We start from the raw sequence: 26,216 nt of genomic DNA on the forward strand, positions 1-26,216 counted from the left end.
CCATGCCGCGCCGCTATCTGCTCAACCGCATCGCACAGGCCGCCCTGGTGCTGTGGGCGGCCTTCACGGTCTCGTTCATCCTGCTGCAGCTGCTGCCGGGCGACGCCGTGCTGATCAAGTTCCTGAACCCCGAGCTGGGCCTGGGCCCGCAGGAGATTGCCGACATCCGCGCCGCCTACGGCTCGGACCAGCCCGTGTGGCAGCAGTACCTGCATACACTGGGCCAGTTCCTCACAGGCCATTTCGGCTATTCGCTGCAGGCCGGCGTGCCGGTGAGCCAGGGCCTGGCCACCAGCCTGCCGCCCACGCTCAAGCTCGCGGCCCTGGGCTTTGCCGCAGCCGCGCTGCTGGCCGTGGCGCTGGCGGCGGCCGCCAGCCTGGCGCCCTTTGCCTGGCTGCGCAACGCGCTGTATTCGCTGCCCTCGGTCTTTGTCTCGGTACCCGTGTTCTGGCTGGGGATCATGCTGATCCAGGTGGTGTCGTTCCGCCTGGGCTGGATCGCCGTGATCAATCCCGGCCCCTGGGAAGGGCTGGTGCTGCCCACGCTGACCCTGGCCGTGCCGATCTCGGCGCCGCTGGCCCAGGTGCTGCTGCGCAATATCGACGCCGTGCTGGCCCAGCCCTTCGTGGCCGTGGCGCGGGCCAAGGGCGCCTCGCGCCGCTGGGTGCTGCTGCGCCATGTGGCACGCAATGCCCTGCTGCCCACGCTGACCATTGCCGGCGTGCTGTTCGGCGAGCTGCTGGCCGGGGCCGTGGTGACGGAGGCCGTGTTCGGCCTCAACGGCCTGGGGACGCTGACCCAGCAGGCCGTGGGCAACCAGGACACGGCCGTGCTCCAGGCCGTGGTGGTCGTCTCGGCCGCCGCCTTCGTACTCATCAACCTCGCCGTGGACCTGCTGTACCCGCTGCTTGATCCGCGCCTGCGCCATTCCGTGGAGAACCGGCCATGAACACTGCCGTCCCCAGCGCTCTTTCCCCGGCCCTGGATGCCCAGGCCGCGCCCGCCACTCCTACTCCCATTCCCACGGCGCTGCCAGCGCCGTCCCTGGCCCCTGCGCCAGCCGCCCCGCGCCGCAGCTTCGCCTTGCCGGCCCGCCTGCAACCCCTGAAACGCCTGCCACCCACGCTGGCCCTGGCCTGGCTGGTGATTGCCGTGGCCGCGCTGTGGGCGCTGGCGCCCGGCTGGTTTGCCCACCAGAACCCGATCGCGGGCCAGGCCGGCCAGCAGCTGCTGGCGCCCGGCGCCGCGCACTGGCTGGGCACGGACGCGCTGGGGCGCGACCTGTGGGCGCGCGTGGTGCATGGCGCCGTGCATTCGCTGTCGGGCGCCTTCGTGGCCGTGGGCGTGGGCCTGGCCGTGGGCACGCTGATCGGCCTGCTGGCCGGGGCCACGGGCGGGCGCACGGAAGATGCGCTGATGCGCCTGGTCGATGTGCTGCTGGCCGTGCCTTCGCTGCTGCTGTCGCTGACCATCATCATCGTGCTGGGCTTTGGCACCATCAACGCGGCCATTGCCGTGGGCGTGGTCTCGGTGGCCAGCTTCGCGCGCCTGGTTCGCTCGGAGGTGGTGCGCGTGCGCCGCTCCGACTACGTGGAGGCCGCCTTTGGCAGCGGCGGGCGCTTTGCCGCCGTGCTGTGGCGCCATGTGCTGCCCAACTCGCTGACGTCGGTCATCGCCATGGCGGCGCTGCAGTTCGGCTCGGCGATCCTTGCGATTTCCACGCTGGGTTTTCTGGGCTACGGCGCGCCGCCGCCCACGCCCGAATGGGGGCTGCTGATCGCCGAAGGCCGCAACTACATCGCCACCGCCTGGTGGCTGACCACGGCGCCGGGCCTGATCGTGGTGGCCGTGGTGCTGGCGGCCAACCGCATCGCCACGGCCTTCGCACGGAGGCCTGCATGAGCGCCGCCATCGAGGAACGCATCCACGCCACACCAGCGGTGGCAACGACCGCTCCCGTGCTCGAAGTGCAGGACCTGGCCGTGGCCTACCGCGATGCCGCAGGCCAGGCGCAGCGCGTGGTGCACGGCGTGTCGTTTTCCGTGGCGCCGGGCGAGGTGGTGGCCCTGGTCGGCGAATCGGGCTCGGGCAAGACCACCACGGCCCAGGCCGTGATCGGCCTTTTGGCCGACAACGGCCACCGCGAGCACGGCAGCATCCGCCTGCAGGGCACCGAGGTCTCGGGCTGGCCGGCCGCACGCTGGAACGCCATCCGCGGCCGCGTGGTCAGCCTGGTGCCGCAAGACCCCACCATGTCGCTGAACCCCGTGCGCACGGTGGGCGACCAGGTGGGCGAGATCCTGCGCATCCACGGACTGCGCGACCGCACGGCCGTGCAGGCGCGCGTGCTGGAGCTGCTGGCCCGCGTGGGGCTGTCCCAGCCCGCGCTGCGCGCACGCCAGTATCCGCACGAACTGTCGGGCGGCATGCGCCAGCGCGTGCTGATCGCCATTGCGATTGCGCTGCGGCCCGCCCTCATCATTGCCGACGAGCCCACCAGCGCGCTGGACGTGACCGTGCAGCGGCGCATCCTGGACCTGATCGACGCGCTGCGCCGCGAGACCGGCACGGCCGTGCTGCTGGTCACGCATGACCTGGGCGTGGCGGCCGACCGCTCGCACCGCCTGGTCGTCATGCAGGGCGGCCGCATCCAGGAGCAGGGCCCCACGCTGGAGCTGCTGCGCAATCCGCAAAGCGCCTATACGCGGCGGCTGCTGGCCGATGCGCCTTCGCTGGCGCCCGCACCGCGCCGCACGCCCAGGCCCGCCACCACCGATGACTGGGCCATCGAGGTCGAGGACCTGGTGCATGAGTTCGCGGCCCCCGGCCATGCCTCGGCCCACGGGCGCGGCATCTTCCGCGCCGTGGACGGCGTGTCGCTGCGCGTGCGCCGGGGCAGCACGCATGCCATCGTGGGCGAGTCGGGCTCGGGCAAGACCACCACCATCCGCGCCATCGTGGGCCTGGGCCGGCCCACGGCGGGCCGCATCCGCATCGAAGGCACCGAGGTCACGGGCCTGCGCGGCGAGGCCCTGCGCCAGCTGCGCCGCCGCGTGCAGCTGGTCTACCAGAACCCGTTCAGCTCTCTGGACCCGCGCCAGAGCGTGTTCGACATCATCGAGGAGCCCCTGCTGAACTTCGACCCGCTGCCGGCCGATGAGCGCCGCCGGCGCGTGCACGACATGCTGGAGCGCGTGGGCCTGCCGGCCGCCGTGCTGCAGCGGCGCCCGCATGCGCTGTCGGGCGGCCAGCGCCAGCGCGTGGCGATTGCGCGCGCCCTGGTGCTGCAGCCGCAGGTGCTGGTGCTGGACGAGGCCGTATCGGCCCTGGACGTGACGGTGCAGGCGCAGATCCTGGCCCTGCTCGCCCAGCTGCAGCAGGACCTGGGGCTGACCTATCTCTTCATCTCGCACGACCTTGCCGTGGTGCGCCAGATCGCCGACACGGTATCGGTGCTGCGCGCGGGCCGGGTGGTGGACGCGGGCAGCGTGGAGGAGGTGTTCCAGCGCCCCACCAGCGACTACACACGCGAACTCATGGACGCCATTCCCGGCAAAAGGAGCATTGATTTTGTCCCTCACCCCGCCTGATACCAACCGTGGCCACGGCTCCCGCACCGGCCCGCGCCTGGGCTTCTTCAGCCGCCTGCTCGACGATGCGCCGGCCGGCGAGCGCTACCGCCTGGTGGCCGAGCAGATCGCCCATGCCGAGGCCCAGGGCTTCGACTCGGCCTGGGTAGCCCAGCACCATTTCCATGAAAGCGAGGGCGGCCTGCCCTCGCCCTTCGTCTTCCTGGCCCATGTGGCGGCGCGCACGCGGCGCATCCGCATCGGAACGGGCGTGATCACGCTGCCGCTGGAAAACGCGCTGCGCGTGGCCGAGGATGCGGCCGTGCTGGACCTGCTGACCGGCGGCCGCCTGGAAGTGGGCCTGGGCACGGGCGGCACGGCCGAATCCTTCGAGGCCTTTGGCGTGCAGGGCGCCGAGCGCGGCGCCGTCTTCGCGCGCAACTTCGGCGTGCTGCAGGACGCCTGGGCCGGGCGCGCGCTGGCCGGTGGCGTGCACCTGTACCCGGCCGCGCCGCAGCTGCTGGAGCGCGTCTGGCAGGCCACGTTCTCGGCCGAGGGCGGCGCGCGGGCCGGGGCCAACGGCGACGGCCTGATGCTGTCGCGCACCCAGCCACGGCCCGAAGGCGCGCCGCAGGCCACGCTGTCCGAGATCCAGAACCCCATCATCGACGCCTACCTCGCCCGCCTGCCCGCAGGGCGGGCGCCGCGCATCCTGGGCTCGCGCACGCTGTTCGTGGCCGACCGCCGAGACGAGGCGCTGCGCTGGGCCGAGGCCGGCCTGCGCCGCGTGGCCCGGCGCCATGCCGCCCAGCCCTCGCAGTGGGCGGCCCGCGTCGATCCGCAGGCGCCGCTGGCCGATCTCATCGCCGCCTACGACGTGCATGTGGGCACGCCCGACGAGGTCATCGCCTCGCTGCGCGCCGACACGGCGCTGGCGCGCGTGAGCGACATCGTCTTCCAGGTGCATTCCATCGACCCGCCGCACGACGCCATCCTGCGCTCCATCGAGCTGACGGCCGCCCATGTGGCGCCAGCCCTGGGCTGGCGCCGTGCAGATCTGCAGGCACCCTCTTCCCTCCCCGCAGCCCGGGCCGGACTGCTGCAAGCCGCATGACCATGAACACCACCGTACAGCCCCGTTTTCCGGACGACGTCATCGACCACCTCGCCGGCATCACCCCCGGCAGCGCCCTGGACCGCGTGCGCCGCCACCGCACCGAGGCGCGCACGCAGGCCCAGCAAAGCTTTGCCGCCCTGTTCACGCCCGCCGAGCCCGTGCCCGGCACGGTCTCGCTGCGCGAGCGGCTGGCCCTGGCCGCCTTCACGGCCGGGCTGCATGGCGAGCCGCGCAGCGCCGCCTTCTATGCGAAGGCGCTGGCGGCCGAAGATGCGGAACTGGCTGCCGCCGTGGCATCCGAAGTCGTGCGGGGCCGTGCACAAAGCCTTCAGCCCGGCAGCGGCCCGCACGGGCCGTACGGCCGCTACCCGGCAGGCCCGCTGAGCCGCGAGGACCAGAGCGGCCCCGCCTATGCCGTGGACCCGGCCCATGCCGCGCTGCTGGGCGCGCGCCTGGCCGCGGCGCTGGCCCATGCGCACCTGCTGGCCTACCACCCGCGCGACGCCAGCGCCGGGGCCCTGCAGGCGCTCCAACAGGCGGGCTGGAGCGAGACGGACATCGTCATCGTGTCCCAGCTGGCGTCCTTCCTGTCCTTCCAGATCCGCGTGGTCGCGGGGTTGCGCGTGCTGACTGCACGCCCCGCGTCCCCGGCAGCCCATCAACCCACCCTGCAAGCCCAGCCATGACCTCAACGAACTCCGCCGCTCCCCAGGTCTTCACCCAGGAACAGCTCGACTGGCTGCCATGGATTGAGCCGCTGGACGAAAGCGAGCTGACCGAACGCCACCATGCAGGCCTGGTCGATGCCTCACGCGCGCAGTCCCCCTACTTCCGCCTGCTGGCGCGCGACCCCGACACGCTGGGCGCACGCACGCGCACCGACAAGGACATCTTCTACAACCCCGACGCCGGCCTGCCGCGTGCCGAGCGGGAGCTGGCGGCCGCTGCCACCTCGCGCGCCAATGGCTGCATCTACTGCGCCTCGGTCCATGCGCGCTTTGCCACGCACTTCTCGCGCCGGGGCGGCGACGTGCAGCGCCTGCTCGACGAGGGTCCGGGCACGGACCTGGGGCCGCGCTGGAACGCCATCGTCACGGCGGCCGTGGCGCTGACCCAGACGCCGCCTGCGCTGGAGCCCGCCCACATCGATGCGCTGCGCGCCGCCGGCCTGGACGATGCCGCCATCTCCGATGTGCTGCACGGCACGGCCTTCTTCAACTGGGCCAACCGGCTCATGCTGTCGCTGGGCGAGCCACGGACCACCGCATGAGGGCTTTCGCCCTCACCACAGGCCCAGCAGCTTCCACCAGGCGCTGCCGACCACGGCAAAGACCAGCAGCTCGATCACGCACATGGCCGCGCCCACGCGCCACCAGTTGCCCAGCGTGACATAGCCGCTTCCGAAGATGATGGGCGAAGTGCCGGTGGCGTAGTGGGTCAGCGTCATCATGATGGCCGAGCCGGCCGTCATCATCAGCATGAAGGGCACGACATAGTCGGCCGGAATCAGCTGCGCGCCCACGGTCAGGAAGGCCAGCATCATGGCGCTGATGTGGGCCGTGGTGCTGGCGAACAGGTAATGCGAGAACACGAACACGCCCACCAGGATGGCCGCCACCGGCAGCCAGTCCAGACCGCTGGCGACGATGGCGTTCTTCATGCCCACCGCGAACCAGGACACCACGCCCAGCTTGTTGAGCTGCTCGGCCAGCATGACCAGGGCGCCGAACCACACCAGCGTGTCCCAGGCGCTTTTCTCGGACAGCACGTCATCCCAGTCGATGGTGCCCGTGATGATCAGCACGAACAGGCCCAGGAAGGCGACCACCGTCGGGTCCAGCGTGAAGGCAGGCCCGAACAGCATCTGCGGCACGTTGGCCCACAGCAGCAGCATCAGGCCGAAGGTGCCCAGCATCACGCGCTCCTTGCCCGACAGCGGCCCCATGCGGGCCATCTCGCTGCGCGCGTACTCCACGGCATTGGGCGTGGCCTTGAGTTCGGGAGGCGACAGCAGGTAGATCACCAGCGGCATCAGCAGCAGGCACAGCAGGCCCGGCAGCAGCATGTACAGCGCCCAGGTGGTCCAGCTCAGGTGCAGGGCCTGGCCCGTGGCCTTGGCCACGAAGTCCACCACCAGCGGATTGGGCGCCGTGGCGGTCAGGAACATGGCCGAGGTGATGGGATTGGCGTGGTAGTTGACCAGGGCCAGATAGGTGCCCACCTTGCCCTGCGTACCCTTGGCCGGGTCCGACTCGAAGGCATTGGCGATGGACTTCATGATGGGGTGCACGATACCGCCGCCGCGCGCCGTGTTGCTGGGCGTGAACGGTGCCAGCACCAGCTCGCAGATCGCCAGGCCGTAGCCGATGCCGATGGTCCGCTTGCCCAGCAGCGCGATGAACATCAGTCCGATGCGGTTGCCCAGCCCCGTCTTCTTGAGGCCGCGCGAGATCAGGATGGCCACCACGATCAACCAGATCAGCGGGCTGGAAAAGCTGCTCAGCGAATCGGTGACTGCGCCCTTGGACGAGCCTGACGTGACCTGGGACAGCGAGACGATCACGATGGCCATCAAGGCCATCACGCCAATGGGCATGACCTTGAGGATGATGGCCACGATGGTGGTCAGGAAAATGGCCACCAGCTGCCAGGCCTTGGGCGTCAGCCCCTCGGGCACGGGCACCAGCAGCAGCCCGAACAGCACGGCGGTGGCGATCAGCGCCGGCACCAGCCGGAACGGCACGGCCGACTTGAAGTAGCGGAACAGCGAGGCAATCTTCTCGAGCATGTGGATCCTTTGCGTTGCCGGAGCGGCGCCGAGAGAGCATGGCCTGCCGGGAGCAAAAGCCCACCAGCCTGCACGGGCACTGGCGGCCGCGCCGCATGACTGACATCATGATGCAGTGCAGCATGAGCCCGGCTTCCAGCGGGCGCCTGCGCCACCGAAGTTTGACAGGCATCAAGGCCGGGCCAGTAAACCTGGCGACCCAGGCCACCGAGCCCCGCTCACATGACAGCATCCCCAGACCGGGTGCCTTTCGCCCCGGTGTACCCATGCAGTGAAAAAAGGAGAAAAGCCGACATGCCAGCCAACCGATTCTTGCCCGAGGAATGGGAATGCCGGCTCCAGGAGATCGACCTGGAGATCGCCCGCCACGCCGTCATCTGCAAGATCCCGCTGCTGCAGGCCGGCGTGGTGGAGCGCGTGCTGGCCGATGACGCCAGCGTCTGCGGCGGCGACCACGAGGCCGCTTTCAAGACGCTGCGCGGCCTCTTGTACATGCACTACACCGAGCTGCTGCACATCAGCGAGGTGCTCAGCCCCGATGCCGCCCAGGAAATCGCCCACCGCGTGCGCCTGCGGCTGGGCCAGCGCATCGGCAACCAGCTGGGCGGCTGATGCCGGGCTGTCTGCCTGGCCTTTGCCCTGGCGCGAGGGCATGAAAAAAGGGCTACGACAGTTGTCGTAGCCCTTTTCAATTTGGTTGCGCGAGAAGGATTTGAACCTCCGACCTTTGGGTTATGAGCCCAACGAGCTACCAGACTGCTCCATCGCGCGGTATTCCAAAATTATAGCAGATTATTCAGCTGCCTTGGCTTCGGCGGCGCCTTCTTCAGCGCGCTCGACCAGTTCCACGAAGGCCATGGGGGCGTTGTCGCCCACGCGGAAGCCCATCTTCAGGATACGGGTGTAGCCACCAGGACGCTTTGCGAAGCGGGGGCCCAGCTCGTTGAAGAGCTTGGTCACGCTGTCGCGGTCGCGCAGGCGGTCGAATGCCAGGCGGCGGTTGGCAACGGTGTCGACCTTGGCCAGGGTGATCATGGGCTCGATCACGCGGCGCAGTTCCTTGGCCTTGGGAACGGTGGTCTTGATGGCTTCGTGCTCGATGAGCGAATTCATCATGTTCTTCAGCATCGCCAGGCGGTGCGAAGAGGTGCGATTGAGTTTGCGGAGGCCGTGACCGTGACGCATGGTGCTTTATTCCTAAAATATGTAATTAGGGCTTGCGCAAACAAGGATGCAAGCCTGGACCCGTTACCGGATCTGCAGCTTGCCTCAACCGAATTTGCGCAAGTTGTTGATTAATTCGGGCAGCCGTATCAGGTACTGCCCGAGGCACTGAGGCTCTCCAAAAAGGAGAGCCCGCAATTATAGTGCTTAGCGCTTTTCCAGGCCAGCAGGCGGCCAGTTCTCCAGCTTCATGCCCAGCGTCAGACCGCGGGAAGCCAGGACTTCCTTGATCTCGTTGAGCGACTTGCGACCCAGGTTGGGGGTCTTGAGCAGCTCGTTTTCGGTACGCTGGATCAGGTCGCCGATGTAGTAGATGTTCTCTGCCTTGAGGCAGTTGGCCGAACGCACGGTGAGTTCCAGCTCGTCCACGGGACGCAGCAAGATGGGATCAAAGGCGGTTGCGGCACCACGGCCACCGGCCGGAGCATCGAAGACGCTGGCGATATCGCCGCCGTCCAGCTGAGCGAACACGGCGAGCTGTTCCACCAGGATCTTGGCGGAGGCGCGCACGGCGTCCTCGGCAGTGATCGCACCATTGGTTTCGATCTCCACCACCAGCTTGTCGAGGTCGGTGCGTTGTTCAACGCGGGCCGATTCGACGGCGTAGCTCACGCGCTTGACGGGCGAGAACGAAGCGTCCAGCACGATACGGCCGATCGACTTCGTGGACTCGTCGCCATAGCGGCGCACATTGCCGGGCACATAGCCGCGGCCCTTCTCGACCTTGATCTGCATGTCCAGCTTGCCGCCTTGCGACAGGTTGGCGATGACATGATCAGGGTTGATGATTTCCACGTCGTGGGGCGTCTGGATGTCGCGCGCCGTCACGACGCCTTCGCCATCCTTGCGCAGGGAGAGCGTGACCTCGTCGCGGTTGTGCAGCTTGAACACCACACCCTTGAGGTTCAGCAGGATGTTGACCACATCTTCCTGGACACCGTCAATGGACGAGTACTCGTGCAACACACCAGCAATCGTCACTTCCGTCGCTGCGTAACCCACCATGGACGAGAGCAGGACACGGCGCAGGGCATTGCCCAGCGTATGGCCGTAGCCACGCTCAAACGGCTCCAGAACAACTTTGGCGCGATTGTGGCCAAGCTGCTCGACATTGATCGTCTTGGGCTTCAGCAAATTGGTTTGCATGCAGACTTCCTCTCAATACCCCCGGCTCGTTACACCGGTAAGGCTGGTGAAGCACCCCAGCGCGATGCCTCGCGGCTGGGGGACGGTTTTACAGAAATGTCGCTGCGCGGAATTAACGCGAGTACAACTCAACGATCAGGGATTCGTTGATGTCTGCACCGAACTCGTCGCGGTCAGGCGACTTCTTGAACGTGCCTTCAGCCTTGTCGGCCGACACTTCCACCCATGCGGGGAAACCGACTTGACCAGCCAGTTGCAGGGCTTCGACGATGCGGGCCTGCTTCTTGGACTTTTCACGCACGGCGACCACGTCACCCACCTTCACCATGTAGGAAGGGATGTTGACGGATTGGCCGTTGACCGTGATGGCCTTGTGCGACACCAGCTGACGCGCTTCCGAGCGGGTCGAGCCGAAGCCCATGCGGTACACCACGTTGTCCAGACGCGACTCCAGCAGCGACAGCAGATTGGCACCGGTGTTGCCCTTCTTCTTGTCGGCGGCTTCGAAGTAGCGGCGGAATTGCTTTTCCAGCACGCCGTACATGCGCTTGACCTTCTGCTTTTCACGCAGCTGCAGGCCGAAGTCGGAAGTACGCTGACCGGAAGTGCGGCCGTGCTGGCCGGGCTTGGTGTCGAACTTGGACTTGTCGGCGATCGAGCGACGTGCGCTCTTCAGGAACAGGTCAGTGCCTTCACGGCGGGAGAGTTTGGCCTTGGGGCCGATATAGCGTGCCACTTGATTTCCTTTGTGTCATCTGCCGTGCACAAGCACGGGAGCCGCCCGCGATGTTACACATCTGGGCGGCGGTGGGCTTGGTGAAAAAGCTTAGATACGACGGCGCTTTTGAGGGCGGCAGCCGTTGTGGGGAACCGGCGTCACGTCCGCGATGGAAGTGATGCGGATGCCCAGGGCGCCCAGGGCGCGAACCGAGGATTCACGGCCGGGACCGGGACCCTTGATTTCGACGTCCAGGTTCTTGATGCCCTGTTCGATGGCAGCACGACCAGCCACTTCCGAAGCCACCTGGGCAGCGAAGGGAGTCGACTTGCGCGAACCCTTGAAGCCCTGGCCACCCGACGAGGCCCACGACAGAGCGTTGCCTTGGCGGTCGGTGATGGTGATGATCGTGTTGTTGAACGAAGCGTGCACGTGGGCAATGCCGTCCGAAATGTTCTTACGGACTTTCTTGCGAACGCGCTGTGCAGCGTTGTTTGCGGGAGACTTAGCCATAGTGATCTTTCAATCTCTTTATTTCTTCAAAGCCGCGGCACCCTTGCGCGGACCCTTGCGGGTACGTGCATTCGTGCGGGTACGCTGACCACGCATGGGCAGGCCACGACGATGACGGAAACCGCGATAGCAACCGATGTCCATCAAACGCTTGATGTTCATCGTTGTTTCGCGACGCAGATCACCTTCCAGCGTCAGGGAAGTCAGCTGATCGCGGATCTTTTCCAGATCACCGTCAGTCAGTTCCTTGATTTTCTTGGAATATGCGATGCCAGCGGCTTCGCAGATCTTGCGTGCAGTGGTGCGACCGATCCCATAGATAGCGGTCAGGCCGATTTCAGCGTGCTGATGCGGCGGGATGTTAATGCCAGCGATACGTGCCATTATTCGTCCTCAAACTTTCCTATCAACCCTGGCGCTGCTTGTGGCGCTGGTCCGTGCAGATCACTCGCACCACACCCTTGCGGCGGATGATCTTGCAGTTACGGCAGATTTTTTTGACCGAAGCCGAAACTCTCATTTCATTCTCCTAAAACTCTACATCCGTTACGGCCTATCGACCGGGAAACATGCCCGCGATGGATAGATCGAATGGGCGTCTACTAACTCTTACTGGACCCGCCGGCACCGCCGGCCAGGCCCATCACTTAGTTCAATTGCCAAGTGTCGCTTTGAAGTTCGCCTTTTTGAGGAGCGATTCGTACTGTTGCGACATCATGTAGTTCTGCACCTGGGCCATGAAGTCCATGGTCACCACCACAATAATCAGCAGTGATGTACCACCGAAGTAGAACGGGACGTTGTACTTCAGGATCAGGAACTCGGGCAACAAGCACACGAATGTGATGTACACCGCACCAGCCAGGGTCAGGCGAACCAGGATCTTGTCAATGTAGCGGGCCGTCTGGTCACCGGGACGGATCCCGGGGATGAAGGCACCACTCTTCTTCAGGTTGTCGGCGGTTTCCCGGCTGTTGAACACCAGGGCCGTGTAGAAGAAGCAGAAGAAGATGATGGCGGTGGCGTAGAGCATCACATAGATCGGCTGACCGGGGGTCAGCGTGCTAGCAATGTCCTTCAGCCAGCGCATGGATTCCCCTGCACTGAACCAGTTCACAACGGTCGCCGGCAGCAAGATGATCGAGGAAGCGAAGATGGGAGGAATGACCCCCGCCATGTTCAGCTTCAGCGGCAAGTGCGAAGACTGACCGCCATACACCTTGTTACCCACCTGACGACGCGCATAGTTCACCAGGATCTTGCGCTGTCCCCGCTCGACAAACACGACGAAGTACGTCACGGCTGCCACCACGAGAACGATGAAGATCGCGGCCAGGATGCTCATGGCACCGGTGCGCACCAGCTCCAGCAGACCACCGATGGAGCTCGGCAGACCTGCGGCGATACCTCCAAAGATGAGGATCGAGATGCCGTTGCCCAGACCACGTTCCGTGATCTGTTCACCGAGCCACATCAGGAACATGGTGCCGGCCGTCAGGCTGACCACCGCCGTGAGGCGGAAGCCGAAACCGGGGCTCAGAACCAGACCTGCGGAGCTTTCCAGAGCCACGGCAATTCCCAGGGACTGAAAAATCGCCAGGCCCAGAGTGCCATAGCGGGTGTACTGGGTGATCTTGCGACGACCCGATTCACCTTCCTTTTTCAGCTGCTCGAATGTAGGGACCACGTAGGTCATGAGCTGCATGATGATCGATGCCGAGATGTACGGCATGATCCCCAGTGCGAACACCGTGAAGCGCGACAGCGCCCCACCCGAGAACATGTTGAACAGATTGAGAATGCCGCCCTGCTGGCCATTGAACAGCTGCTGCAGCTGCGCTGGATCGATGCCCGGCACGGGGATATGAGCCCCGATGCGGTAAACGACCAGCGCGAGCAACAGAAAAACCAGACGGCGGCGAAGATCGCCGAATTTTCCGGTTTTTGCAATTTGAGCTGCGCTAGTAGCCACGGATGTCTTCTTTCAGATCATTAATCAGGCGATGCTGCCGCCGGCAGCTTCGATGGCAGCCTTGGCGCCGGCGGTAGCGCCGATGCCGTTGAGCTTGACAGCCTTGCTGATTTCACCGCTCTTGATGATCTTGACCACCTTTGCGATTTCACCAACCAGACCGGCTTGCTTCAGAGCTGCCAGATCGACTTCGGCCAGGCCCAGCTGTTCCAGAGCGGACAGGGTCACTTCTGCGTTGAACTTCAGCAGATGCGACTTGAAGCCACGCTTGGGCAGACGGCGCTGCAGAGGCATTTGACCGCCTTCGAAGCCCACCTTGTGGTAGCCACCCGAACGCGACTTCTGGCCCTTGTGACCACGGCCGGCAGTCTTGCCCAGGCCGGAGCCGATGCCGCGGCCGACACGGCGCTTGGCATGCTTGGCACCTGCTGCAGGCTTGATGCTATTGAGTTCCATCATCAATCCTTTCAGAGGACTTTGACCAGATAGCTGATCTTGTTGATCATGCCGCGCACAGCAGGCGTGTCCTGCAGTTCGCTGATGCTATTCAGCTTGCGCAGGCCCAGGCCACGGACGGTGGCGCGGTGCGATTCCTTGGTGCCAATGGGGCTGCGCACCAGTTGCACCTTCACGGTTTGTTGCGTTGTCATGTGATTGACTCCGATCAGGCGGTGAAGATGTCTTCAACCGACTTGCCGCGCTTGGCTGCCACTTCCGAAGGGGTCGTGGAGTTCTTCAGAGCGTCAAAAGTCGCGCGGACCATGTTGTAGGGATTCGACGAGCCATGGCTCTTGGCCACGATGTCGGTGATGCCCAGCACTTCGAAGACGGCGCGCATCGGGCCGCCGGCGATGATGCCGGTACCCTTGGGAGCGGGGTTCAGCATCACGGATGCTGCGCCATGCTGACCCATCACGGTGTGATGGATCGAGCCGTTCTTCAGGGACACCTTGATCATGTTGCGACGGGATTCTTCCATCGCCTTTTGCACGGCTGCAGGCACTTCCTTGGACTTGCCCTTGCCCATGCCAACACGGCCATCACCGTCGCCAACCACGGTCAGTGCAGCGAAGCCGAGGATACGACCGCCCTTCACAACCTTGGTGACGCGGTTCACCGCGATCATTTTTTCGCGCAGACCGTCGTCACGACCTTCGTCTTGCACCTTGGGAGAAAACTTTGCCATTTCTATCCGCTCCGCTTAGAACTGCAGGCCGGCTTCACGAGCGGCTTCTGCCAAAGCCTTCACGCGGCCGTGGTATGCGAAACCAGCGCGATCGAAAGCCACTTTCTCCACGCCTGCAGCCTTGGCCTTCTCGGCAATGCGCTTGCCGATCAGCGTAGCGGCAGCCACGTTGCCACCCTTGCCGATGGCGCCCAGTTGGGTGCGCACTTCGGCTTCGGCAGTCGAGGCCGAAGCCAGCACCTTGGTGCCGTCTTCCGACACCACGCTTGCGTAGATGTGGAGGTTCGTACGGTTCACGCTCAGACGTGCCACGCCTTGCTGTGCAATGCGGATGCGGGTCTGGCGGGCACGACGGAGACGCTGCTCTTTCTTGGTCAACATAATGCAGCTCCTTACTTCTTCTTGGTCTCTTTGATCACGACCTTCTCATCCGAGTAACGGATGCCCTTGCCCTTGTAGGGCTCGGGAGGACGAACGGCACGGATCTCAGCAGCCAGTTGGCCAACGGCCTGGCGGTCAGCACCCTTGACCACGATTTCCGTGGGCGTGGGGGTGGCAACAGTGATGCCGGCCGGCATTTCGAAGTTCACCGGGTGCGAATAGCCGATCGCGAGGTTCAGCTTGGCGCCAGAGGCCGAAGCCTTGAAGCCCACGCCGACCAGCGACAGCTTCTTCTCGAAGCCCTTGCTCACGCCCACCACCATGTTGTTCACCAGCTGACGCATGGTGCCGCTCATGGCGTTGGCTTCGCGCGAGTCGTTGACGGGCTCGAAAGACAGCTTGCCTTCGTTGTTGGAGATCTTCACCAGAACGTTCTGGGCCAGCGACAGCGTGCCGCCGGTGCCCTTCACATTGATCTGGTCAGCCTTGATGGACACATCCACGCCTGCGGGGATGGCCACGGGAGTCTTTGCTACGCGAGACATTTCAGTATTTCTCCTTAATGTCCGTTAGGCCACGTAGCACAGCACTTCGCCGCCCACGCCGGTGGCGCGTGCCTTGCGATCCGTCATCACGCCCTTGGGAGTGGTGACGATGGCCACGCCCAGACCGTTCATGACCTGGGGGATTGCGTCGCGGCCCTTGTACACGCGCAGGCCGGGACGGCTCACGCGCTCGATGCGCTCGATCACCGGACGGCCGGCGTAGTACTTCAGGGTAATTTCGAGTTCGGACTTGCCAGCGTCGGTCTTCACTTGGAAGCCGTCGATGTAGCCTTCATCCTTCAGCACCTGGGCGATGGCAACCTTGACCTTGGAGGAAGGAGCCGTCACGGTGGTCTTGGAGACCATTTGTGCATTGCGGATGCGGGTCAGCAAGTCAGCGATGGGATCACTCATGCTCATGTTTAATCTCTCCTGCTTGCTTACCAGCTGGCCTTGGTGACACCGGGGATGTCGCCAGCGAAGGCCAGTTCACGGATCTTGGCGCGGCCCAGACCGAATTGACGGAAGGTGCCACGGGGACGACCCGTGATCTCGCAGCGGTTGCGCTGGCGAGTGGGGTTCGCGTTACGGGGCAGCTTCTGCAGGCCCAGGCGAGCGGCGTCGCGCTCTTCGTCGCTGCGCTTTGCGTCAGCGGCGATCGCCTTCAGTTCTGCGTACTTGGCAGCGTACTTGGCCGCCAGCTTTTCGCGCTTGAGTTCGCGCTGAATCAATGCAACTTTAGCCATGCGCCACCTCAGTTCTTGAAGGGGAAACGGAAAGCGGCGAGCAGTGCCTTGCACTCGTCGTCGGTCTTTGCCGTAGTCGTGATGCTGATGTTCAGACCACGCAGAGCGTCCACCTTGTCGTACTCGATTTCGGGGAAGATGATCTGTTCCTTGACGCCGACGTTGTAGTTGCCGCGACCGTCGAACGAACGGCCGGAGATACCACGGAAGTCACGCACGCGGGGCAGAGCCACGGTGACGAAACGATCCAGGAATTCATACATCTGAACGCCACGCAGGGTCACCATGCAGCCGATGGCCTGGCCTTCGCGGATCTTGAAGCCGGCGATAGCCTTCTTGGCCTTGGTCACCACGGGCTTCTGACCAGCAATCTTGGTCAGGTCGGCCACGGCGTTGTCCATCACCTTCTTGTCGGCCACGGCTTCGCTCACACCCATGTTCAGGGTGATCTTGGTCAGGCGGGGCACTTCCATGGTGGAGGTGTAGCCGAACTTTTCCTTCAGTTCAGCCGCGATCTTTTCGCGATACAGTTTTTGCAGTCGTGCCATGTGTTACCCCTTAGGCCGCCTTGATTTCGGCGCCGTTGGACTTGAACACGCGAACGCGCGTGCCGTCGGCTTGCACCTTGATGCCCACGCGATCGGCCTTGCCGGTCGCTGCATTGAAGATGGCCACGTTGGATTGGTGGATAGGCATGGCCTTTTCCACGATGCCGCCGGTGGTGCCCTTCATGGGGTTCGGCTTGACGTGCTTCTTCACCAGGTTGATGCCGTCGATCAGCAGGTGGGAGTCGTCCTTGCGAGCCGAGACCACGCCTTGCTTGCCCTTGTCACGGCCGGTCAGCACGATGACTTGGTCGCCCTTGCGAATCTTGTTCATGGTGCTTCCTTTAGAGAACTTCAGGTGCCAGGGACACGATCTTCATGAACTTTTCGTTGCGCAGTTCACGAGTCACGGGGCCAAAGATGCGGGTGCCGATAGGCTCCAGCTTGGCGTTCAGCAGCACGGCGGCATTGCCGTCGAACTTGACGAGCGAGCCATCAGCGCGGCGAATACCCTTCGCCGTGCGCACCACGACCGCGCTGTAGACCTCGCCTTTTTTGACGCGTCCACGCGGTGCAGCTTCCTTGATGCTCACCTTGATGATGTCACCAACACTCGCATAGCGACGATGAGAACCGCCCAGCACCTTGATGCACTGAACAGACTTCGCGCCGGTGTTGTCGGCAACCTCTAACCGAGATTCTGTTTGGATCATTTCAATATTCCCAACTTGCTCCAGCAAACACCCGACAGCCCCAGAGTCTTCTCAAGGGCCGCGAGCAGCCAGTCAGTCTTGGGCCCGTCGTCCACGCCGAAAACCATTTCTCGGCGCTTCCACTGGGCAGATAACTTCACGATTTTCACGTGAAGCATGGGATTGTCCCAGAAATTCCTTTGCGCGTCAAACCCTTAGCGACTTTTCCCGCCCCTGCCCGGCAGCGTTGCGCAACGCCCACAAGGGCGCCGGCAACCGAGGGGCCGCCCGGGCCTCCCGATCGGCCCATGCCACCGGAGACGCCCATAAAAAAGCCGAGCCACGCGGGCTCGGCAAAGGGTGGCAGACTCAACGCAATTGTTGGCTGCGGACGGACCGCACCGACGACGGCACAGACCGCGCAGCGGCTTTGGGGCCACCGCGTCGGGCTTGGGCGCGGCCCTTGCCCTGCGGAAAACGCACTTTCAAGCGCTTTCTTTTTGCTTCCCTCCCTCGTCAGCCTTGTGCTGGCTGCTGTTCACTGGCACTGAAGCTGGGCGCCATGAACCGCATTCTCATTCATAAAACCAATCGAGTACATATATTCATCAATTTTGACAATCATTTGTGGCGCAAGCGTCTTACGCAGAAAGCACAACGCCCTGCGTTGCAGGGCGTTGTGCATGGAGATGGACAGGATCAGGCAGGCAGGTACTGCGCCGCCAGCGGCATGAAGTCCGCCAGGCCGGCGTCGTGTCCCAGCTCCTCCTGGAGGATGGCCGCCACGCGCGGGGCCACTTCGGCGGCCTTGCGCGCATCGAGGAACAGCAGGCGGCTGCGGCGCGCCAGCACGTCTTCCACGGTGCGCGCGTATTCGAAGCGCGCGGCAAAGCGCACCATGGCTTCGTTCAGGCCGTCGGCCAGCCATTCGTCGTTGCCCGGCAACGCCTGCACCGCCGAGGCTTCCGTGCCGTAGGAATGCAGGCCCTGGATCTGGTTCATGCGGTGGTGCACGGCGGACTCGGCCGGGGCGCCGGCCAGCGGCAGGCGGGCCGTGACACCCCCGGGGCGGTACGGCAGGCGGCCGATGGCAAAGCATTCGGAGAGCACGTCTTCGGCCATGGCGCGGTAGGTGGTCCACTTGCCGCCCGTGACGGTCACCAGGCCGGTGCGGCTGGACATGACGGTGTGCTCGCGGCTGATCTTCTTGGTGTTTTCGCCATCGTCGTCCTGGGGCTTGACCAGCGGGCGCAGGCCCACCCACATGCTGCGCACGTCGGCCAGCGTGGGCTGGCGCGTGAGGTAGCGGCCTGCCTCGGTGAGGATGAAGTCCAGTTCTTCGGGGAAAGGCAGGGGTTCGCGCGCCAGGTCGTTGCGCGGCGTGTCGGTGGTGCCCAGGATGACCTTGCCCAGCCAGGGCACGGCAAAGAGCACGCGGCCGTCGGCCGTCTTGGGCACGAGCAGGGCATGGTCGCTGGGCAGGAAGTCGCGGTCCACGACCACGTGCACGCCCTGGCTGGGCGCGACCATGGGCTTGACGGGACGGCCCTGGGCCTCGGCGTCCTGCTGGCGAAACAGGTCCACCCAGGGGCCGGTGGCGTTGACCACGCACTTGGCGCGCAGCGTGAAGCGCTGGCCGGATTCCGAGTCTTCGCAGATCAGGCCGGCGACCTTGCCGCCTTCGTGCAGCAGTTCACGTGCGGGGCAGTAGTTGACCAGCAGCGCGCCTTTGGCAGCGGCCGTGCGGGCCAGCGCCAGCGCCAGGCGGGCATCGTCGAACTGGCCGTCCCAGTATTTGACGCCGCCCTTGAGGCCCTGCTGCCGCACGGTGGGCAGGCACTTCACGGTGCTGGAGCGCGAGAGGAATTCCGTGGCGCCCAGGCCGGCCTTGCCGGCCAGCGCGTCATACATCTTGAGGCCGATGCCATAGAACGGCGTGTCCAGCAGCTTGTAGGACGGCATGACGAAGGCCAGCGGCTGCGCCAGGTGGGGCGCGTTGTGCAGCAGCGTGGTGCGCTCATGCAGCGCTTCGCGCACCAGGGCGATGTTGCCCTGCGCCAGGTAGCGCACGCCACCATGGACCAGCTTGGTGGCACGCGAGGACGTGCCCTTGGCGAAGTCATGCGACTCCACCAGCACGACCTTGAACCCGCGCGCCGCCGCGTCCAGGGCCACGCCCAGGCCGGTGGCACCGCCGCCGATGATGGCCAGATCGTAGGTTTCAGGCTGGGCCAGGCGTTCCAGCAGGGCGGCGCGGCCGGTGGGCAGAGGGGAAGCAGCGAGGGACATGGATCTTCGACGAAGGAATGTGGGGCAAGTTAACAGGGCGCCATGTAGCCGCCATGTCAGCACCCGGGACGCCACGCCTGCGCCCAATGCGAAGGGGACGGAATCGGGTTTTCCGCTATTTTCGCTCGTTTTTGTATTTTTTTCTTCGCTATCTTTCGTTTCGTGTTTTTTGCAGTCAACGAATTTGGCGATAGGCCGGGAGACCAGCACAGGGCATGTTGTCCAAAGCCGACACGGCCCAACTCAGGGACGCCGAGCAAGAGCCGCCTCGCGGCGAGGGCGTCGTCCCCCTCCCTTGCGAAGCAAGTAGAGAGGGGGAAGGCGCGCAAGCGCCTCAGGGGGTGCTAACGCACCTTGCCGTTTTTCCAGGCATTGAGCAGCGTGTCATACGCAATCGTCTCGCCCTTGGGCTTTTCATTGGCCAGCTTCTTCCACGGCGCCTGCTTGTCGCTGAGCCACTTGGCCGGGTCGCCCTTGGGGTTGAGCTTGGGCGCGCAGTGCGCCATGCCGGCACGCTGCAGGCGGGACATGACCTGGTCCATTTCCTCGGCCAGGTTGTCCATGGCGCCCTGGGGCGTCTTCTCGCCGGTGACGGCCTGGGCCACGTTCTTCCACCACAGCTGGGCCAGCTTGGGGTAGTCGGGCACGTTGTTGCCGGTGGGCGTCCAGGCCACGCGGGCGGGGCTGCGGTAGAACTCGACCAGGCCGCCGAGCTTGGGCGCCATGTCCGTCATGGCCTTGGAGCGGATGTCGCTTTCGCGGATGGGCGTCAGGCCGACGATGGTCTTCTTGAGGCTGGTGGTCTTGGCGGTGACGAACTGCGCGTAGAGCCAGGCGGCGGCCGTGCGGTTGGCGTCATGGTCCTTGAAGAAGGTCCAGCTGCCCACGTCCTGGTAGCCGTTTTGCATGCCGTCCTTCCAGTACGGCCCGTTGGGGCCGGGCGCCATGCGCCATTTGGGCGTGCCGTCGGCATTGACCACGGGCAGGCCGGGCTTGGTCATGTCGGCCGTGAAGGCGGTGTACCAGAAGATCTGCTGCGCGATATGGCCCTGGGCCGGCACGGGGCCGGACTCGCCGAAGGTCATGCCCATGGCTTCCTTGGGCGCGTATTTCTTCATCCAGTCCACGTACTTGGTGAGCGCGAACACGGCGGCCGGCGAGTTGGTGGCGCCCCCGCGCGAGACCGAGGCGCCCACGGGCGTGCACTTGTCGTCGGCCACGCGGATGCCCCATTCATCGACGGGCATGCCGTTGGGAATGCCCTTGTCGGCCGCGCCGGCCATGGACAGCCAGGCATCGGTGAAGCGCCAGCCCAGCGAGGGGTCCTTCTTGCCGTAGTCCATGTGGCCGTAGACAGGCTTGCCGTCGATCTGCTTGACGTCGTTGGTGAAGAACTCGGCGATGTCCTCGTAGGCGCTCCAGTTCAGCGGCACACCCAGCTCGTAGCCGTACTTGGCCTTGAACTTGTCCTTGAGGTCCTTGCGCTCGAAGAGGTCGGCGCGGAACCAGTAGAGGTTGGCGAACTGCTGGTCGGGCAGCTGGTAGAGCTTGCCGTCGGGCGCGGTGGTGAAGCTGGTGCCGATGAAGTCCTTGATGTCCAGGCCCGGATTGGTGAAGTCCTTGCCGGCGCCGGCCATGTAGTCGGTCAGGCTCATGATGCGGCCGTAGCGGTAGTGCGTGCCGATCAGGTCGGAGTCGGAGATCCAGCCGTCATAGATGGACTTGCCCGACTGCATCGAGGTCTGCAGCTTCTCGACCACGTCGCCTTCCTGGATCAGGTCGTGCTTGACGGTGATGCCCGTGATCTCGGTGAAGGCCTTGGCCAGCGTCTTGCTCTCGTACTCGTGCGTGGTGATGGTCTCGGAGACCACGGCGATCTCCTTGACGCCCTTGGCCTGCAGCTTCTTGGCCGCCTCGATGAACCACTTCATCTCGGCCATCTGCTGGTCCTTGGACAGCGTGCTGGGCTGGAACTCCGCGTCGATCCACTTCTTGGCTTCCGCCTCTCCGGCCCAGGCCGCCTGCCCCGCCGCCAGCAGGGCCGCCGCGAGGGCGATGGTGTGAAGTCGTTGTTTCATCTGCCGTCTCCTAGATTCTTGCTGTCTCCCCGACATGCACATGCACCAGCGGGCCCCGGGGGAGCTTCGGACCCGGCTGTCGATAAATGGAATGAAGTGATCAGCCTTTGCGCATCACGACGGCCAGCACGAGCATGGACAGCACAAAACTGATCCACACCGAAGGCTCGGCCTCCAGCGAGAACCACTGCGCCATCTTCTCGCCCAGCCCCACCCAGGCCAGATTGACATAGGCCGCCAGCAGCAGCCCGATGAACAGCCGGTCCCCGCGCGTCGTCGCCATCGGCAGCCAGCCCTTGCGCATCACGGTCGGGCTGCGCAACTCCCACAGCGTCATGCCCACCAGCATCAGCACGATGCAACTGAAGAACACCGCCACCGGCAGCGTCCAGGCCATCCAGGAAAACATTGACGAGTCCTTTCAGAAACAAAAACCACTGCCCGTCGAAACTGGCGCGACCCCAAGCGAGGGACAGCAAGCAAGGGCCGCCCCGCCGCGAGGCTGTCGTCCCCCTCCCCCGCGAAGCGGGTAGAGAGGGGGAAGGCGCGCAAGCGCCTCAGGGGGTGCCTCACACCCTCCCCATTGCGAACCCCTTGGCGATGTAGTGCCGCACGAACCAGATCACGATGGCGCCCGGCACGATGGTCAGCACGCCCGCCGCCGCCAGCGTCGCCCAGTCCATGCCCGAGGCCGAGACGGTGCGCGTCATGGTCGCCACGATGGGCTTGGCGTTCACGCTGGTCAGCGTGCGCGCCAGCAGCAGTTCCACCCAGCTGAACATGAAGCAGAAGAAAGCCGCCACGCCCACGCCGGCCTTGATCAGCGGCAGGAAGATGGTGAGGAAAAAGCGCGGGAAGGAGTAGCCGTCGATATAGGCCGTCTCGTCGATCTCGCGCGGAATGCCGCTCATGAAACCCTCCAGGATCCAGACGGCCAGCGGCACGTTGAACAGCAGGTGGGCCAGGGCCACGGCGATGTGCGTGTCCATCAGGCCCACCGTGGTGTAGAGCTGGAAGAAGGGAAGCAGGAAGACGGCCGGCGGCGTCATGCGGTTGGTCAGCAGCCAGAAGAACACATGCTTGTCGCCCAGGAACTGGTAGCGCGAGAACGCATAGGCCGCCGGCAGCGCCACCGTCAGCGAGATCACGGTGTTGATGGCCACGTAGATCAGGCTGTTGATGTAGCCCGAGTACCAGGAGGCGTCGGTGAAGATGGTTTGGTAGTTGGCCCAGGTGAAATGCTGGGGCCACAGCGAGAAGCTCGACAGGATCTCCTCGTTGGTCTTGAAGCTCATGTTGACCATCCAGTAGATGGGCAGCACGGCGAACAGCAGGTAGGCGACGAGGAACAGCGTGCGCTTGTGGAAACGGCGGTCTTCAGTCATGTCCGGCCTCCCGCAGGGCCACCCCAAGGCAGGCCGAGCCCCCTCGAGGAGGCAGTGAACGAAGGGAGCGTGGGGATCATTCTTTTGCCCCTTCCTTGTCTGCCGTGCCCACGCGCTGCATCCAGTTGTAGAGGATGAAGCACAGCAGCAGGATGATGAGGAAATAGATCAGCGAGAAGGCCGCCGCCGGCCCCAGGTCGAACTGGCCCACGGCCTTTTGCGTCAGGTACTGCGACAGGAAGGTGGTCGCATTGCCGGGCCCGCCGCCCGTGAGCACGAAGGGCTCGGTATAGATCATGAAGCTGTCCATGAAGCGCAGCAGCACGGCGATCATCAGCACGCCGCGCATCTTGGGCAGCTGGATGTAGCGGAACACCGCGAACTTGCTGGCGCCGTCGATGCGCGCGGCCTGGTAGTAGGCGTCGGGAATGGAGCGCAGGCCCGCGTAGCACAGCAGGGCCACCAGCGGCGTCCAGTGCCAGACATCCATGACCAGCACGGTGAGCCAGGCATGGGTGGCATTGCCCGTGTAGTTGTAGTCCACGCCCAGCGTGTTGAGCGCCGCGCCCAGCAGGCCGATGTCGGCGCGGCCGTAGATCTGCCAGATGGTGCCGACCACGTTCCACGGAATCAGCAGCGACAGCGAGACCACGACCAGCACCGCCGAGGCCTTCCAGCCCTGGGCCGGCATGGACAGGGCCAGCGCGATGCCCAGCGGGATTTCCACCAGCAGCACGGCCAGCGAAAAGCCGATCTGGCGCAGCAGGGCCGAGTGCAGTTCCTCGTCGCGCATGACCTGGGCAAACCACTCCGTGCCCACGAACACGCGCCGGTCCGGACTGATGATGTCCTGCACCGAGTAGTTCACCACCGTCATCAGCGGGATGATGGCCGAGAAGGCCACGCAGATGATGACCGGCAGGATCAGCAGCCAGGCCTTCTGGTTGACGGGCTTGATGGTCTGGCTCATGCCTGCAGCTCCTCGTTGACGTAGTAGCAGGTGTGGGGGCCCTGCAATTGCACCCAGACGGTCTGCCCTGCGGCGGGCAGGAAGGCGTCGGCGCCGCAGCGCAGCTTGAGAAGCCGCTCGCCCAGGCGCGCCACCAGCAGCTGGTGCGTGCCCACGTCCTGCACGCGCTCCACCGTGCAGGCCACGGCGCCGGGCGCGTCGGCCGAGGCCAGTGCCAGGTACTCGGGGCGTATGCCCAGGCTCAGGGGCAGGCCGGGCGCCACGCCGGCCAGCGCTTCGGGCAGGGGCAGGTACTGGCCCTCGGCCAGCAGCCGGCCGCCGTCCTGCTGCAGCGGCACGAAGTTCATGCCCGGCGAGCCGATGAAGTGGCCGACGAAGGCGTGGCTGGGCCGCTCGAAAAGCTGGGCGGGCGTGCCCACCTGCACGGCGCGCCCGCGCGTCATGACCACAACGTGCTCGGCAAAGGTCAGGGCCTCCACCTGGTCGTGCGTCACATAGATCAGCGTGAGCCGCAGCTCATGGTGGATCTGCTTGAGCTTGCGGCGCAGCTGCCACTTGAGCTGGGGGTCGATCACCGTGAGTGGCTCGTCGAACAGCACGGCCGACACATCGGGCCGCACCAGGCCCCGGCCCAGCGAGATCTTCTGCTTGGCATCGGCCGACAGGCCCGCCGCGCGCTGGTCGAGCTGGCCGCTCATCTCCAGCATCTCGGCGATCTGGCCCACGCGGGCGCGGATGCGGTCGGCAGGCATGCGGCGGTTCTTCAGCGGAAAGGCCAGGTTCTCGGCCACGGTCATGGTGTCGTAGATCACCGGGAACTGGAACACCTGGGCTATGTTGCGCTCCTGGGGCGTGGCGCGCGTCATGTCCTTGCCGTCGAACAGCACGCGGCCCTGCGAGGGGACCAGCAGGCCCGACATGATGTTGAGCATGGTGGTCTTGCCGCAGCCCGAGGGACCCAGCAGCGCGTAGGCGCCGCCGTCCTCGAAAACCATGCTCAGCGGCAGCAGCGCATAGTCGCTGTCCTGCTGCGGGTTCGGCTTGTAGGAGTGGGCCAGATCGAGTTCTATGCGGGCCATCTCATCGTCCTCCGGGCCGCGCCGGCGCCAGCAGCAGCGCGCCGTCCGTGCCGAACACGTAGGCATGGGCCGGGTCCAGGTGCAGCGTGACCGCGCTGCCCAGGTCCAGGTGGTGCACGCCCGTAACCTGGGCCACCAGCTCGCCCCAGGGCGTGGTGGCATGCACGAAAGTGTCCGACCCCGAGATCTCGGCCAGTTCCACCACGCCTTGCAGCGCAACATCCCCGGGCCGGGCCTGCAGGCGCAGCGCGCTGGCGCGCAGGCCCAGGGTCAGGGGGCCGGCAGCGGCCAGGCCCACTGGCAGCGCCATGGGCAGCCGCGCGCCGCCGGGCAGCTCCAACCCGGTGTCCACGGCCTGCGCGGGCACCAGGTTCATGGGCGGATCGCTGAAGGCCCGCGCCACGCGCAGCGAATTGGGTCGGTGGAACACCTCCGCCGTGGGGCCGTACTGCAGCAGCTCCCCCTCGTGCAGCACGGCCGTGTGGCCGCCCAGCAGCAGGGCCTCGCCGGGCTCGGTGGTGGCGTAGACCACGGTGGAGCTGCCGGTGGCGAACAGCTGGGTCAGCTCCTCGCGCAGTTCCTCGCGCAGCTTGTAGTCGAGGTTGACCAGGGGCTCGTCCAGCAGCATCAGCGGAGCGCCCTTGGCCAGCGCCCTCGCCAGGGCCACGCGCTGCTGCTGGCCACCCGACAACTCGGCCGGATAGCGGTCCAGGAACATCTCTATGTGCAGCCGCTCGGCCAGGGCGCGCACGCGCTGCGCCACGTCGCGATCGCCGCGCAGCTTCAGCGGCGAGGCGATGTTGTCCGCCACCGTGAGCGAGGGATAGTTGATGAACTGCTGGTAGACCATGGCCACGTTGCGCTCGCGCACGGGCATGCCGGTCACATCGACGCCATCGACGCGCACCCGGCCTTCGGTGGGCACGTCCAGGCCGGCCATGATGCGCATCAGGCTGGTCTTGCCGGCCTGCGTGGCGCCCAGCAGCACGGTCACCGCGCGGCTTTCCAGTTCCAGGTGCATGGGGTGCAGCCAGGTCTGGCCGCCCACACGCTTGCTGATTCTCTCCAACACCAGTTCCACGACTGCCCTCTTTTGGCGAGGCCGCCACCGGGGCAGCATTTGAACAAGGAGAAAGGCGGGCCTCCAAAGCGCGTTTGAAGGCCCGAACGTCTTCATTTTTGTTCTTTCCGGATCGCAGCCCATCAACACATACCCTAGGTGCTGTTCCTTTTTCTTCGTTTTAAAGTTCCCCAGCCCACGGCTGGCCGCGT

33 protein-coding genes and 1 tRNA gene are annotated in these 26,216 nt (G+C 65.2%); 7 read left to right on the forward strand and 27 right to left on the reverse strand.

Translation table 11 applies throughout. The features are described from left to right. The first annotated feature begins 2 nt into the window (after positions 1-2). From G4D77_RS13645 to G4D77_RS13670, 6 genes are read left to right on the forward strand one after another with little or no spacing between them, the layout of a single operon-like run. Positions 3-950 (forward strand): ABC transporter permease, encoded by a 948-nt coding sequence (locus G4D77_RS13645; RefSeq protein WP_154835994.1) that lies wholly within the window; start codon positions 3-5, stop codon positions 948-950. Continuing rightward, a complete protein-coding gene (locus tag G4D77_RS13650; protein ID WP_154835996.1) occupies positions 947-1,903 on the forward strand; it encodes an ABC transporter permease in 957 nt (318 codons plus the stop codon). The genes G4D77_RS13645 and G4D77_RS13650 overlap by 4 nt, the downstream gene beginning before the upstream one ends. Next, the gene (locus tag G4D77_RS13655; protein ID WP_154835998.1) at positions 1,900-3,591 is read left to right on the forward strand and encodes a dipeptide ABC transporter ATP-binding protein; all 1,692 of its coding nucleotides are present in this window, start codon (positions 1,900-1,902) and stop codon (positions 3,589-3,591) included. The genes G4D77_RS13650 and G4D77_RS13655 overlap by 4 nt, the downstream gene beginning before the upstream one ends. Further along, positions 3,572-4,684 (forward strand): putative FMN-dependent luciferase-like monooxygenase, encoded by a 1,113-nt coding sequence (locus G4D77_RS13660; protein WP_212645152.1) that lies wholly within the window; start codon positions 3,572-3,574, stop codon positions 4,682-4,684. Before G4D77_RS13655 ends, G4D77_RS13660 begins: the two co-directional genes overlap by 20 nt. After that, complete coding sequence (locus tag G4D77_RS13665) at positions 4,681-5,373, forward strand: CMD domain protein (RefSeq protein ID WP_016449183.1); 693 nt, start codon at positions 4,681-4,683, stop codon at positions 5,371-5,373. The genes G4D77_RS13660 and G4D77_RS13665 overlap by 4 nt, the downstream gene beginning before the upstream one ends. Further along, positions 5,370-5,957, forward strand: a complete 588-nt coding sequence (locus tag G4D77_RS13670) for an alkylhydroperoxidase domain protein (RefSeq protein WP_016449182.1) — start codon at positions 5,370-5,372, stop codon at positions 5,955-5,957. Before G4D77_RS13665 ends, G4D77_RS13670 begins: the two co-directional genes overlap by 4 nt. Before the next feature lie 12 nt (positions 5,958-5,969). Here the strand turns inward: G4D77_RS13670 and G4D77_RS13675 are convergent, their stop codons facing one another. Further along, positions 5,970-7,475 (reverse strand): DASS family sodium-coupled anion symporter, encoded by a 1,506-nt coding sequence (locus tag G4D77_RS13675; protein WP_154836000.1) that lies wholly within the window; start codon positions 7,473-7,475, stop codon positions 5,970-5,972. A gap of 294 nt (positions 7,476-7,769) precedes the next feature. On the opposite strand from G4D77_RS13675, the gene G4D77_RS13680 reads away from it, so the two are divergent. Then, positions 7,770-8,087 carry a hypothetical protein gene (locus G4D77_RS13680; protein ID WP_016449180.1) on the forward strand — a complete coding sequence of 106 codons (318 nt, stop codon included), beginning with the start codon at positions 7,770-7,772 and terminating at the stop codon, positions 8,085-8,087. 82 nt (positions 8,088-8,169) lie between these two features. On the opposite strand, the gene G4D77_RS13685 is transcribed toward G4D77_RS13680, so the two are convergent. From G4D77_RS13685 to G4D77_RS13810, 26 genes are all read right to left on the reverse strand, one after another. Then, a tRNA-Met gene (locus G4D77_RS13685) sits at positions 8,170-8,246 on the reverse strand. 21 nt (positions 8,247-8,267) lie between these two features. Next, on the reverse strand, positions 8,268-8,660 hold the full coding sequence (gene rplQ, locus G4D77_RS13690) for a 50S ribosomal protein L17 (protein WP_012202979.1): 393 nt from the start codon (positions 8,658-8,660) through the stop codon (positions 8,268-8,270). A gap of 186 nt (positions 8,661-8,846) precedes the next feature. Continuing rightward, the gene (locus G4D77_RS13695) at positions 8,847-9,845 is read right to left on the reverse strand and encodes a DNA-directed RNA polymerase subunit alpha (protein ID WP_012202978.1); all 999 of its coding nucleotides are present in this window, start codon (positions 9,843-9,845) and stop codon (positions 8,847-8,849) included. Positions 9,846-9,957: 112 nt separating this feature from the next. Continuing rightward, positions 9,958-10,581, reverse strand: coding sequence for a 30S ribosomal protein S4 (gene rpsD / locus G4D77_RS13700; RefSeq protein WP_012202977.1), 624 nt, complete (start codon positions 10,579-10,581; stop codon positions 9,958-9,960). Between the two features lie 90 nt (positions 10,582-10,671). After that, on the reverse strand, positions 10,672-11,076 hold the full coding sequence (gene rpsK / locus G4D77_RS13705; RefSeq protein ID WP_012202976.1) for a 30S ribosomal protein S11: 405 nt from the start codon (positions 11,074-11,076) through the stop codon (positions 10,672-10,674). Positions 11,077-11,094: 18 nt separating this feature from the next. Further along, positions 11,095-11,460 carry a 30S ribosomal protein S13 gene (rpsM, locus tag G4D77_RS13710; protein WP_012202975.1) on the reverse strand — a complete coding sequence of 122 codons (366 nt, stop codon included), beginning with the start codon at positions 11,458-11,460 and terminating at the stop codon, positions 11,095-11,097. Between the two features lie 22 nt (positions 11,461-11,482). Continuing rightward, positions 11,483-11,596 carry a 50S ribosomal protein L36 gene (gene rpmJ / locus G4D77_RS13715; protein ID WP_003050535.1) on the reverse strand — a complete coding sequence of 38 codons (114 nt, stop codon included), beginning with the start codon at positions 11,594-11,596 and terminating at the stop codon, positions 11,483-11,485. A gap of 132 nt (positions 11,597-11,728) precedes the next feature. Continuing rightward, positions 11,729-13,048: a preprotein translocase subunit SecY gene (gene secY / locus G4D77_RS13720; RefSeq protein WP_012202974.1), complete on the reverse strand. Its 1,320-nt coding sequence runs from the start codon at positions 13,046-13,048 to the stop codon at positions 11,729-11,731. Positions 13,049-13,072: 24 nt separating this feature from the next. Further along, a complete protein-coding gene (gene rplO / locus G4D77_RS13725) occupies positions 13,073-13,504 on the reverse strand; it encodes a 50S ribosomal protein L15 (protein WP_016449179.1) in 432 nt (143 codons plus the stop codon). An 11-nt stretch (positions 13,505-13,515) separates the two neighbouring features. Then, positions 13,516-13,698, reverse strand: coding sequence for a 50S ribosomal protein L30 (gene rpmD, locus G4D77_RS13730; RefSeq protein WP_012202972.1), 183 nt, complete (start codon positions 13,696-13,698; stop codon positions 13,516-13,518). 14 nt (positions 13,699-13,712) lie between these two features. Continuing rightward, positions 13,713-14,234 carry a 30S ribosomal protein S5 gene (rpsE, locus tag G4D77_RS13735; RefSeq protein ID WP_016449178.1) on the reverse strand — a complete coding sequence of 174 codons (522 nt, stop codon included), beginning with the start codon at positions 14,232-14,234 and terminating at the stop codon, positions 13,713-13,715. 15 nt (positions 14,235-14,249) lie between these two features. Continuing rightward, positions 14,250-14,615, reverse strand: coding sequence for a 50S ribosomal protein L18 (rplR, locus tag G4D77_RS13740; protein WP_012202970.1), 366 nt, complete (start codon positions 14,613-14,615; stop codon positions 14,250-14,252). 11 nt (positions 14,616-14,626) lie between these two features. Then, positions 14,627-15,160: a 50S ribosomal protein L6 gene (gene rplF, locus G4D77_RS13745; RefSeq protein WP_016449177.1), complete on the reverse strand. Its 534-nt coding sequence runs from the start codon at positions 15,158-15,160 to the stop codon at positions 14,627-14,629. A gap of 24 nt (positions 15,161-15,184) precedes the next feature. Next, positions 15,185-15,580, reverse strand: a complete 396-nt coding sequence (rpsH, locus tag G4D77_RS13750; RefSeq protein ID WP_016449176.1) for a 30S ribosomal protein S8 — start codon at positions 15,578-15,580, stop codon at positions 15,185-15,187. Between the two features lie 20 nt (positions 15,581-15,600). Further along, a complete protein-coding gene (gene rpsN / locus G4D77_RS13755; RefSeq protein ID WP_012202967.1) occupies positions 15,601-15,906 on the reverse strand; it encodes a 30S ribosomal protein S14 in 306 nt (101 codons plus the stop codon). A gap of 8 nt (positions 15,907-15,914) precedes the next feature. Further along, positions 15,915-16,454 carry a 50S ribosomal protein L5 gene (gene rplE / locus G4D77_RS13760; RefSeq protein ID WP_016449175.1) on the reverse strand — a complete coding sequence of 180 codons (540 nt, stop codon included), beginning with the start codon at positions 16,452-16,454 and terminating at the stop codon, positions 15,915-15,917. A gap of 10 nt (positions 16,455-16,464) precedes the next feature. Beyond that, positions 16,465-16,785 (reverse strand): 50S ribosomal protein L24, encoded by a 321-nt coding sequence (gene rplX / locus G4D77_RS13765; protein WP_016449174.1) that lies wholly within the window; start codon positions 16,783-16,785, stop codon positions 16,465-16,467. Positions 16,786-16,795: 10 nt separating this feature from the next. Further along, a complete protein-coding gene (gene rplN, locus G4D77_RS13770) occupies positions 16,796-17,164 on the reverse strand; it encodes a 50S ribosomal protein L14 (protein WP_016449173.1) in 369 nt (122 codons plus the stop codon). Further along, complete coding sequence (locus tag G4D77_RS13775) at positions 17,161-17,322, reverse strand: hypothetical protein (protein WP_016449172.1); 162 nt, start codon at positions 17,320-17,322, stop codon at positions 17,161-17,163. Before G4D77_RS13775 ends, rplN begins: the two co-directional genes overlap by 4 nt. Before the next feature lie 520 nt (positions 17,323-17,842). Further along, on the reverse strand, positions 17,843-19,432 hold the full coding sequence (locus G4D77_RS13780; RefSeq protein WP_213757969.1) for a glycerol-3-phosphate dehydrogenase/oxidase: 1,590 nt from the start codon (positions 19,430-19,432) through the stop codon (positions 17,843-17,845). Between the two features lie 344 nt (positions 19,433-19,776). After that, the gene (locus G4D77_RS13785; RefSeq protein ID WP_154836002.1) at positions 19,777-21,510 is read right to left on the reverse strand and encodes an ABC transporter substrate-binding protein; all 1,734 of its coding nucleotides are present in this window, start codon (positions 21,508-21,510) and stop codon (positions 19,777-19,779) included. A gap of 100 nt (positions 21,511-21,610) precedes the next feature. Continuing rightward, positions 21,611-21,919: a DUF2160 domain-containing protein gene (locus tag G4D77_RS13790; RefSeq protein ID WP_016449169.1), complete on the reverse strand. Its 309-nt coding sequence runs from the start codon at positions 21,917-21,919 to the stop codon at positions 21,611-21,613. Positions 21,920-22,079: 160 nt separating this feature from the next. Beyond that, positions 22,080-22,895, reverse strand: coding sequence for a carbohydrate ABC transporter permease (locus G4D77_RS13795; protein ID WP_013804448.1), 816 nt, complete (start codon positions 22,893-22,895; stop codon positions 22,080-22,082). Positions 22,896-22,971: 76 nt separating this feature from the next. Next, entirely contained in the window at positions 22,972-23,865 is an 894-nt protein-coding gene (locus tag G4D77_RS13800) for a carbohydrate ABC transporter permease (RefSeq protein ID WP_154836004.1), read from the reverse strand. Then, a complete protein-coding gene (locus G4D77_RS13805; RefSeq protein ID WP_154836006.1) occupies positions 23,862-24,944 on the reverse strand; it encodes an ABC transporter ATP-binding protein in 1,083 nt (360 codons plus the stop codon). The genes G4D77_RS13800 and G4D77_RS13805 overlap by 4 nt, the downstream gene beginning before the upstream one ends. 1 nt (position 24,945) lies before the next feature. Continuing rightward, on the reverse strand, positions 24,946-26,025 hold the full coding sequence (locus G4D77_RS13810; RefSeq protein WP_034363480.1) for an ABC transporter ATP-binding protein: 1,080 nt from the start codon (positions 26,023-26,025) through the stop codon (positions 24,946-24,948). Positions 26,026-26,216: the final 191 nt, after the last annotated feature.

The sequence above is a fragment of the Delftia sp. WY8 genome (assembly GCF_018437695.1).
GTDB lineage: Bacteria > Pseudomonadota > Gammaproteobacteria > Burkholderiales > Burkholderiaceae_C > Comamonas > Comamonas tsuruhatensis.

Bases quoted from the DNA above. Each gene is read 5' to 3' on its own strand.
- G4D77_RS13645 (WP_154835994.1), top strand. From the start codon at position 3: ATGCCGCGCCGCTATCTGCTCAACCGCATCGCACAGGCCGCCCTGGTG.
- G4D77_RS13650 (WP_154835996.1), top strand. From the start codon at position 947: ATGAACACTGCCGTCCCCAGCGCTCTTTCCCCGGCCCTGGATGCCCAG.
- G4D77_RS13655 (WP_154835998.1), top strand. From the start codon at position 1,900: ATGAGCGCCGCCATCGAGGAACGCATCCACGCCACACCAGCGGTGGCA.
- G4D77_RS13665 (WP_016449183.1), top strand. From the start codon at position 4,681: ATGACCATGAACACCACCGTACAGCCCCGTTTTCCGGACGACGTCATC.
- G4D77_RS13670 (WP_016449182.1), top strand. From the start codon at position 5,370: ATGACCTCAACGAACTCCGCCGCTCCCCAGGTCTTCACCCAGGAACAG.
- G4D77_RS13675 (WP_154836000.1), bottom strand. From the start codon at position 7,475: ATGCTCGAGAAGATTGCCTCGCTGTTCCGCTACTTCAAGTCGGCCGTG.
- G4D77_RS13680 (WP_016449180.1), top strand. From the start codon at position 7,770: ATGCCAGCCAACCGATTCTTGCCCGAGGAATGGGAATGCCGGCTCCAG.
- rplQ (WP_012202979.1), bottom strand. From the start codon at position 8,660: ATGCGTCACGGTCACGGCCTCCGCAAACTCAATCGCACCTCTTCGCAC.
- G4D77_RS13695 (WP_012202978.1), bottom strand. From the start codon at position 9,845: ATGCAAACCAATTTGCTGAAGCCCAAGACGATCAATGTCGAGCAGCTT.
- rpsK (WP_012202976.1), bottom strand. From the start codon at position 11,076: ATGGCTAAGTCTCCCGCAAACAACGCTGCACAGCGCGTTCGCAAGAAA.
- rpsM (WP_012202975.1), bottom strand. From the start codon at position 11,460: ATGGCACGTATCGCTGGCATTAACATCCCGCCGCATCAGCACGCTGAA.
- rpmJ (WP_003050535.1), bottom strand. From the start codon at position 11,596: ATGAGAGTTTCGGCTTCGGTCAAAAAAATCTGCCGTAACTGCAAGATC.
- rplO (WP_016449179.1), bottom strand. From the start codon at position 13,504: ATGGAACTCAATAGCATCAAGCCTGCAGCAGGTGCCAAGCATGCCAAG.
- rpmD (WP_012202972.1), bottom strand. From the start codon at position 13,698: ATGACAACGCAACAAACCGTGAAGGTGCAACTGGTGCGCAGCCCCATT.
- rpsE (WP_016449178.1), bottom strand. From the start codon at position 14,234: ATGGCAAAGTTTTCTCCCAAGGTGCAAGACGAAGGTCGTGACGACGGT.
- rplR (WP_012202970.1), bottom strand. From the start codon at position 14,615: ATGTTGACCAAGAAAGAGCAGCGTCTCCGTCGTGCCCGCCAGACCCGC.
- rplF (WP_016449177.1), bottom strand. From the start codon at position 15,160: ATGTCTCGCGTAGCAAAGACTCCCGTGGCCATCCCCGCAGGCGTGGAT.
- rpsH (WP_016449176.1), bottom strand. From the start codon at position 15,580: ATGAGCATGAGTGATCCCATCGCTGACTTGCTGACCCGCATCCGCAAT.
- rpsN (WP_012202967.1), bottom strand. From the start codon at position 15,906: ATGGCTAAAGTTGCATTGATTCAGCGCGAACTCAAGCGCGAAAAGCTG.
- rplE (WP_016449175.1), bottom strand. From the start codon at position 16,454: ATGGCACGACTGCAAAAACTGTATCGCGAAAAGATCGCGGCTGAACTG.
- rplX (WP_016449174.1), bottom strand. From the start codon at position 16,785: ATGAACAAGATTCGCAAGGGCGACCAAGTCATCGTGCTGACCGGCCGT.
- rplN (WP_016449173.1), bottom strand. From the start codon at position 17,164: ATGATCCAAACAGAATCTCGGTTAGAGGTTGCCGACAACACCGGCGCG.
- G4D77_RS13775 (WP_016449172.1), bottom strand. From the start codon at position 17,322: ATGCTTCACGTGAAAATCGTGAAGTTATCTGCCCAGTGGAAGCGCCGA.
- G4D77_RS13780 (WP_213757969.1), bottom strand. From the start codon at position 19,432: ATGTCCCTCGCTGCTTCCCCTCTGCCCACCGGCCGCGCCGCCCTGCTG.
- G4D77_RS13785 (WP_154836002.1), bottom strand. From the start codon at position 21,510: ATGAAACAACGACTTCACACCATCGCCCTCGCGGCGGCCCTGCTGGCG.
- G4D77_RS13790 (WP_016449169.1), bottom strand. From the start codon at position 21,919: ATGTTTTCCTGGATGGCCTGGACGCTGCCGGTGGCGGTGTTCTTCAGT.
- G4D77_RS13795 (WP_013804448.1), bottom strand. From the start codon at position 22,895: ATGACTGAAGACCGCCGTTTCCACAAGCGCACGCTGTTCCTCGTCGCC.
- G4D77_RS13800 (WP_154836004.1), bottom strand. From the start codon at position 23,865: ATGAGCCAGACCATCAAGCCCGTCAACCAGAAGGCCTGGCTGCTGATC.
- G4D77_RS13805 (WP_154836006.1), bottom strand. From the start codon at position 24,944: ATGGCCCGCATAGAACTCGATCTGGCCCACTCCTACAAGCCGAACCCG.